This window comes from Micromonospora sp. I033 (assembly GCF_053890995.1).
Genome location: NZ_JBSSLX010000274.1, coordinates 1 through 6,739, shown reverse-complemented (window position 1 = coordinate 6,739; position 6,739 = coordinate 1). Strand labels below are relative to the sequence as shown.

Annotated in this window: 8 protein-coding genes and 1 pseudogene; 6 read left to right on the top strand and 3 right to left on the bottom strand. The window is 74.9% G+C overall.

What is annotated here, in order from left to right:
• The 5 genes and pseudogenes from ACW0Q9_RS28055 to ACW0Q9_RS28035 all read left to right on the top strand — a co-directional run.
• Positions 1 to 275 (top strand): annotated as a pseudogene (locus ACW0Q9_RS28055) (DNA repair protein RecO); the annotation flags it as partial.
• A gap of 8 nt (positions 276 to 283) precedes the next feature.
• Positions 284 to 1,084 carry an isoprenyl transferase gene (locus ACW0Q9_RS28050; RefSeq protein ID WP_456186360.1) on the top strand — a complete coding sequence of 267 codons (801 nt, stop codon included), beginning with the start codon at positions 284 to 286 and terminating at the stop codon, positions 1,082 to 1,084.
• 70 nt (positions 1,085 to 1,154) lie between these two features.
• Positions 1,155 to 1,340, top strand: a complete 186-nt coding sequence (locus tag ACW0Q9_RS28045) for a hypothetical protein (protein WP_254337650.1) — start codon at positions 1,155 to 1,157, stop codon at positions 1,338 to 1,340.
• Between the two features lie 138 nt (positions 1,341 to 1,478).
• Complete coding sequence (locus ACW0Q9_RS28040) at positions 1,479 to 1,700, top strand: thioredoxin reductase (protein WP_456186358.1); 222 nt, start codon at positions 1,479 to 1,481, stop codon at positions 1,698 to 1,700.
• Positions 1,697 to 2,464, top strand: coding sequence for a pirin family protein (locus tag ACW0Q9_RS28035; protein WP_456186357.1), 768 nt, complete (start codon positions 1,697 to 1,699; stop codon positions 2,462 to 2,464). Before ACW0Q9_RS28040 ends, ACW0Q9_RS28035 begins: the two co-directional genes overlap by 4 nt.
• A 6-nt stretch (positions 2,465 to 2,470) precedes the next feature.
• On the opposite strand, the gene gndA is transcribed toward ACW0Q9_RS28035, so the two are convergent.
• The gene (gndA, locus tag ACW0Q9_RS28030) at positions 2,471 to 3,913 is read right to left on the bottom strand and encodes an NADP-dependent phosphogluconate dehydrogenase (protein ID WP_456186355.1); all 1,443 of its coding nucleotides are present in this window, start codon (positions 3,911 to 3,913) and stop codon (positions 2,471 to 2,473) included.
• A 360-nt stretch (positions 3,914 to 4,273) separates the two neighbouring features.
• Between gndA and ACW0Q9_RS28025 the strand changes: the two genes are divergently transcribed.
• Entirely contained in the window at positions 4,274 to 4,510 is a 237-nt protein-coding gene (locus ACW0Q9_RS28025; protein WP_456186353.1) for a hypothetical protein, read from the top strand.
• Between the two features lie 102 nt (positions 4,511 to 4,612).
• On the opposite strand, the gene ACW0Q9_RS28020 is transcribed toward ACW0Q9_RS28025, so the two are convergent.
• Both ACW0Q9_RS28020 and ACW0Q9_RS28015 read right to left on the bottom strand, forming a co-directional pair.
• Complete coding sequence (locus ACW0Q9_RS28020) at positions 4,613 to 5,413, bottom strand: energy-coupling factor transporter transmembrane component T family protein (protein ID WP_456186351.1); 801 nt, start codon at positions 5,411 to 5,413, stop codon at positions 4,613 to 4,615.
• 40 nt (positions 5,414 to 5,453) lie between these two features.
• On the bottom strand, positions 5,454 to 6,739 hold a 1,286-nt coding region (locus tag ACW0Q9_RS28015), incomplete at its 5' end, for an ABC transporter ATP-binding protein (protein ID WP_456186349.1).

Below are 6,739 nucleotides of genomic sequence, written 5' to 3'. Positions count from 1 at the left end.
CGGCCACCATCGAGCTGATGTCCGCGCTGACCACCGGCGACTGGGCGTACGCCGACGCCACCGAGACCGGCGTGCGCCGCGAGTGCAGCGGCCTGGTGGCGGCGCACCTCCAGTGGCACCTGGAACGCGCGCTACGCTCGCTGCCGCTGGTCGACCGGGGTGCCCCGGCGTCCGGCGCGGTCCCGCCGCCCGGCGGCGCGGGGCCGGGTGTGGTCCCGCCGCGCTCCGGCGCCGGGCCCGCCGCCGCTGGTGTGAACAGGGAGATTACCGAGTGATCCGATCGATGAGGGCCGGCCGGCGCGAGCCGGTGCCACCGACTCCGCACCCGTCCGGCGCCCGGCCGCCGGCGCTGCCGGCCGACGCGCTGCCGAAGCACGTCGCCGTGGTGATGGACGGCAACGGCCGCTGGGCCAAGGAGCGCGGGCTGCCCCGGACCAAGGGTCACGAGCAGGGCGAGCACAGCCTCTTCGACACCATCGAGGGCGCGATCGAGCTGGGCATCCCCTACCTGTCGGCGTACGCCTTCTCCACCGAGAACTGGCGGCGCTCGCCGGACGAGGTCCGCTTCCTCATGGGCTTCAACCGGGACGTCATCCGGCGCCGCCGCGACCAGCTCGTCGAGCTGGGCGTCCGGGTGGTCTGGTCCGGCCGGGCCGGGCGGCTCTGGAAGAGCGTCATCTCCGAGCTGCAGACCGCCGAGGAGATGTCCCGGGGCAACTCGACGCTGACCCTCCAGTTCTGCGTCAACTACGGCGGTCAGGCGGAGATCGCCGACGCCGCCGCCGCGATCGCCCGCGACGCGGCCGCCGGCCGGATCGACCCGGGCAAGGTCACCGAGAAGACCATCGCGAAGTACCTCTACCACCCCGAGGTCCCCGAGGTGGACCTGTTCCTCCGGCCGTCCGGGGAGCAGCGCACCTCCAACTTCCTGCTCTGGCAGAGCGCCTACGCGGAGCTGGTCTTCCTCGACACCCTCTGGCCGGACTTCGACCGCCGGCACCTCTGGTACGCCTGCGAGCTCTACGCCCAGCGGGACCGCCGCTTCGGTGGCGCGCTGCCCAACCCGGTGGCGCCCGGCGCCTGAGGTCGCGCTTACCGACGCGGTCTGCGGGGTATCAATCCGGACAGCAGGCAGATTGCGGAGGTGAACCCACATGATTCAGAAGCGGATTGCCCAGTGGGCGGTCATGGCGGTCGCCGTGCCGCTGGCGGCGGCCGGGGCGCGCCGGCTCAGCCACTCCCTGGAGGCCCGTCGCGGCCCGACCGGGGTGAGCCGACTGCTCACCAAGGGCGCCGACATGCTGCGGCCGCAGAAGGCCAAGCGCCGTCGGTTCTGGTGACCCGACGGTCCGCCGCAGCGTCGCGGTGGACCGTGCCGCGGGCGCCCCGCATCCGGCTTTACGGCCGGGAGCGGGGCGCCCGCGCGTACGATCGGCGCAGGGCGCGCCGCCCGGACGCGCCCGCCACGGGGGTGGGGGATGCGCGATCTCCGGTTCAAAATGATCATGGCGTTGAACGCGGCGGACCTGGGCAGCCCGATCTGCGAGCAGGTCGCCGACATCTGCGCGGAGATCGCCGAGCAGCACTGCGCCGAACTCGGCCACACGCCCGCCGTACGTGCCGGGGAGATCGGCGAGCTGGCCACGGGCGAACCGGCGCTCACCTGGGCGCCGGCCGACACCGGGCAGCGTGCCTGGTGACGGCCACGGCACCCGCTCCCGCGGTGGACGTCCGCCGGGCCGGCGACCGCTTCTTCACGCGGTTGTCGTGGCTCGACTCCAAGCACTCCTTCTCGTTCTCGCGGCACTACGACCCGGCGAACACCCACCACGGTCTGCTGCTGGTCAACAACGACGACGTGGTGCGCCCGGGCGCCGGTTTCGAGACCCACCCGCACCAGGACATGGAGATCGTCACCTGGGTGCTGCGCGGTTCCCTGGTCCATCAGGACTCCACCGGCCACTCCGGCGTCATCTATCCCGGCCTGGCCCAGCGGATGAGTGCCGGCACCGGCATCCTGCACTCGGAGAAGAACGACTCCTGGCGGCTGGAGAACACGGCCCCGCACCGCGACCCGGTCCACTTCGTGCAGATGTGGGTGCTCCCCGACGAGGAGGGGATCGACCCGGGCTACGAGCAGCTCGAGATCGGGGACGAGCTGCTGCGGGGCGGTCTGGTGCCGGTCGCCTCCGGGATGGACCGGTACGACGGTGCCTCCGCCATCCGGATCCGCAACCGGTACGCCACCCTGCACGCCGCCCGGCTCGCCCCCGGGGATACGGTGAACCTGCCCGACGCGCCCTTCCTGCACCTCTACGTGCCCAGCGGCGCCGTGACGCTGGAAGCGGCCGGACGACTCGACGAGGGCGACGCGGCCCGGATCACGATGGCCGGGGGCCAGCGGGTGACCGCCGACGAGCCGGCGGAGATCCTGGTCTGGGAGATGCACGCCACGCTCGCCTGAGCGCGCTCACGCCTCCACTTCGGAGCGGTCGCCCGCCCAGAGGGTGTGGAACGACCCCTCCCGGTCCACCCGGTGGTAGGTGTGCGCGCCGAAGTTGTCCCGCAGCCCCTGGATCAGCGCGGCCGGCAGCCGCTCGGCGCGCAGCGCGTCGAAATAGGCCAGTGACGACGAGAAGGCCGGGGTGGGCACCCCCGCCCGGGCCGCGTCGGCCACCACCCGCCGCCAGGCCGGAACCCCGGCGCCGACCCGGTCGGCGAACCAGGGGGCGACCAGCAGCGTGGGCAGGTCCCGTTCCGAGTCGTACGCCTCCCGGATCCGGTCGAGGAAGCGGGCCCGGATGATGCAGCCGCCGCGCCAGATGGTGGCGGTGCCGCCCAGGTCGATGTCCCAGTCGTACTCCCGGCTGCCGGCGCGGATGTGGTCGAAGCCCTGCGCGTACGCGACGATCTTGCTGGCCAGCAGCGCGCGCCGGACGTCCTCGACGAAGGTGTCCCGGTCGTCCACCTGCCACTTCTCGCCCGCGTCGGGGAACGCGCGGCGGGCGGCGGCACGCTGGTCGGCGTGCCCGGAGAGCGACCGCGCGAAGGTGGCCTCGGCGATGCCGGTGATCGGGATGCCGAGGTCCAGCGCGCTCTGCACGGTCCACCGGCCGGTGCCCTTCTGCTCGGCCTGGTCGAGCACCACGTCGACGAAGGGCCGGCCGGTCGCCGCGTCGGTGTGCCCGAGCACGTCGGCGGTGATCTCGATGAGGAACGACTCCAACTCGCCGCCGTTCCACTCCCGGAAGATCTCCGCGATCTCCGCCGGGCTCGCCGACAGGCCGGCCCGCAGCAGGTCGTACGCCTCGGCGATGAGCTGCATGTCCGCGTACTCGATGCCGTTGTGGACCATCTTCACGAAGTGGCCGGCGCCGTCCGGCCCGATGTGCCGGCAGCACGGGACGCCGTCCACCTGGGCGGCGATGCGCTCGAAGATCGGGCCGAGCTTCCGGTAGGACTCGGCCGAGCCGCCCGGCATGATGCTCGGCCCGTGCAGCGCGCCCTCCTCGCCGCCGGAGACGCCGGTGCCGACGAAGTGCAACCCGTGCCCGCGCAGCGCCTCCTCCCGGCGGCGGGTGTCGGCGAAGTGCGCGTTGCCGCAGTCGACGACGATGTCCCCCTCCTCCAGGAGCGGCACCAGCTCGTCGATCACCGCGTCGGTGGGACCGCCGGCCTTCACCATGACGATCACGGCGCGGGGGCGTTCCAGCGCGGCGACGAAGTCGGCGAGGGACTCCGCCGGGACGAAGGTGCCCTCGTCGCCGTGCTCGGCCACCAGGCTGCGGGTGCGTTCCGGCGAGCGGTTGTGCAGCGCCACGGTGAAGCCGTTGCGCGCCAGGTTCCGGGCCAGGTTGCGGCCCATCACCGCCAGACCGGTGACCCCGATCTGCGCCGTCGCCTGCTGTGCCATGCGTACCGCCACCTCTCGTCCCCGGTGCCCGTGCTGCGACCGTATCGCGGCCGGCGCGGAGGCGGGCCGGGTCGTCGACGTGGGGTGAGGGCGCGGTGGCGGTCGGTTCTCGGCCCTCCGCCCAGGCGTTGCGGTAATTCGGGTGCGGGGCCGGACCGCGGTGGGTTAGCGTGCTGGCATGCGTAACTGACGCCCACCTCTCGCAGGCCCGGTCCACCGTGCGTACCGCCGTGGACCGTGCGCCCCGGGCGTCCGCATCCTCCGCGCCACCGTCGGTGGTGGCGTCGCATGCCTCGTCGGACCGCCCGGGTGTTCCCCGCTCTCCGTGCCCACGGGTGCCCGACAGTCAGGAGGCAGCGTATGCCCGCCAAGCGCAGTCCGAAGAAGTCCCACAAGCCCACCCCCTCCGCGGCGGACCTCACCCCGCCGGATCTCGACGCGCTCACCGTGGCGCCGGCCGCGCCGGTGACCCTGCCCGGGCGCGCCGACACACCGCCGCCGCCGAAGGCCGGTCCGCCGGCCGGCCGGGAGGCCCGGCTCGGCGGGCGCAGCCAGCGCGCCGGCCAGACCCGGTTCTACGCCTTCCGGCGCAGCTGACCGGTCCGGGCGCCGGCCGGGTCGTCACGGCGCGGTGGATGCCGCAACCGGGCTGCCGGACGGGGTGTCGCGGCGCGAGCATGCCGCGACACCCCCGTCCGGTCAGCCGATCAGCGGGCGGAAGGTGCCGAGCGCGACGCTGGCCGCCAGCGCCGCGCCGGCCAGCGCCGCCGCCAGGGCGACGAGCAGCGCGTCCGCCCGGGTGAAGCGCTGCCGGCGGGCGACCGTACGTGGGGTGCCGGCGTCGAAGCCCCGCGCGTCCATGGCCACGGCCAGCCGGGTGCCCCGCCGGATCGCCCCGACCAGCAGCGCGAACGCCGTCGACACGAACAGCCGCAGCTTGGCCACCGGGTTGCGGCCGGCGTCCACGCCCCGGGCCCGCCGGGCCATGCTGATCATCCGCCACTCCTCCTCCAGGAGCGGCACCAGCCGGAACGCGGCCAGCGCGCCGATGGCGAACCGGGCAGGCGCCTTCGCGTTCTGGATCAGCGCGTCGGCCAGGTCGGTGGGGTCGGTGGTCGCGAACACGATGATCCCGGGCAGCGCCACGGCGAGCATCCGCAGCACCAGGCCCAGCGCGGTGACCAGCACCCCCGTGGTGACCAGGACCGGGCCGGCCTCGACCAGCACCCGGCCGGAGCGGTCGGCGGCGAAGAGCACCAGGGTGACCAGGATGCCGCCGGCGCCGGCCAGCAGCGGCCAGGCCCGCCGGGCCAGCACCCGGTAGCGGACGCCGAACAGCGGCAGCACCGCCAGCTCGACGGCGATGGCGATGGCCGGGGCCACCGGGTCCAGGGTGGCCACCAGGACGAGACTGAAGACCAGTGCGGCGGCCAGCTTCGCCACCGGATTGCGCCGGGCCAGCGGCGCCCCGGGCGCGGCGACCGGCTCCACGCTGATCACCGGCGCTCCCGGGAGCCGGTCCGACCGGGGTCGGCGGAGGTCATCGGCGCTCCAGGGTGACGGTGCGGTCGGCCAGCGCGGCGACGAAGTCCGGGTCGTGGGTGACCGCGACGACGCCGTGGCCGGCGTCGCGCAGCTCGGCGAAGAGGTCGATCAGCTCCCGCCAGGTCCGCCGGTCCTGGCCGAAGGTGGGCTCGTCGCAGATCAGCAGGCGGGGCGCGGTGGCCAGGGCGGTCGCCACGCTCAGCCGCCGCGCCTCCCCGCCCGAGAGGGTGTACGGGTTGGCGCCGGCCAGCCGGTCCAGCCGCAGCCGCTCCAGCAGCGCGTCCACGGTGGCCGTGACGGCCGCCTCGGGCTGCCCGGTGCGGCGGGGTCCGAGGGCCAGCTCGTCGCGGACGGTGCCGGTGACGAACTGGTGCTCCGGGTCCTGGAAGACCGAGCCGATCCGCCGGGCCAGGGCGGGCGCCCGCCAGCGGTGCGGGGGAGTGCGGGTGTCCCCACCGGCCAGCGCCCCGGTGGCGGTGACCGTACCGGTGCCGGGGCGGAGCAGGCCGCCGAGGAGCAGGGCCAGGGTGGACTTGCCGGCACCGTTGGGGCCGAGGACGGCGAGCGCCTCGCCGGCGCGTACCCGGAGGTCGGTGGGGGCCAGCCGGGGCGGCAGGCCGAGCCGGTCGGCGGTGAGCAGCACCTCGCCGGGCGGCGCGGTGGCGTGCCGGGGCGGCACGGTGTGGCCGGGCACCCAGACCCCGGCGTCGGCCAGCGCGTCGCCGTGCGCGGCGAAGACCGCGTCGGGCCGCCCGTCGGCCCGCACGCCGCCGCCGGGCTCCAGCACGACCACCCGGTCGACAAGCGGCAGCGCCTCGGCGACCCGGTGCTCGACCAGGATCAGCGTGGTGTCGGCGTCGACGGCGTCCGCGACGGCCTGCCGGACCAGAGTGGCGCCGGCCGGGTCGAGGTTCGCGGTGGGCTCGTCGAGCAGCAGCAGCCCCGGCCGCAGGGCGAGCGCCCCGGCCAGGGCGAGCCGCTGCTGTTCGCCGCCGGAGAGCGCGGCCGTGGGACGGTCCCGGTGGTACGGGAAGCCGACCCGGCGCAGCGCCTCGTCGACCCGGGGCCAGATCTCGTCGGCGGGCAACCCCCGGTTCTCCAACCCGAACGCCACGTCGTCGCCGCAGCGGGCCATGACGAGCTGGCTCTCCGGGTCCTGGAAGACGATGCCGACCCGCTCGCGGGCCTTGCGCGGGTCCAGCCCGTCGATCTCGACGGTGCCCTCCTGCTCCCCGGAGTCCTCCGGAAGCAGACCGGCCAGCGCGGCGAGCAGGGTGCTCT